This is a genomic window from Gudongella sp. DL1XJH-153, assembly GCF_049310905.1.
GTDB lineage: Bacteria > Bacillota > Clostridia > Tissierellales > Tissierellaceae > Gudongella.
This window is the reverse complement of sequence record NZ_JBMEMN010000103.1, coordinates 1-301: the sequence shown is the minus strand read 5'-3', so window position 1 is coordinate 301 and position 301 is coordinate 1. Positions and strand designations below refer to the sequence as shown.

At 38.5% G+C, this 301-nt stretch carries 1 tRNA gene; it reads left to right on the top strand.

Annotated features, from left to right (window positions below):
• The first annotated feature begins 125 nt into the window (after positions 1–125).
• A tRNA-Ala gene (locus tag ACOEN1_RS13560) sits at positions 126–201 on the top strand.
• Positions 202–301: the final 100 nt, after the last annotated feature.

Below are 301 nucleotides of genomic sequence, written 5' to 3'. Positions count from 1 at the left end.
GTTCTCACACACTGTTTGTTATATATATATGTATTTTCTATTTGCAATTGTGATTCGAGACTGCGGAAAATATATATATCCAACGGCATAAGCAATGGACATAACCAATTAAACAAAATATCCGTGGGGGTGTAGCTCAGTTGGGAGAGCACCTGCCTTGCAAGCAGGGGGTCAGGAGTTCGAGCCTCCTCATCTCCACCAGAGTAATGCTTAGGGCATTACAAACTGAACATTGAAAACTACAAATAAGAACATTCAAAAACAATAAACATGAAAAAGGTCAAGTTATTAAGAGCATAGG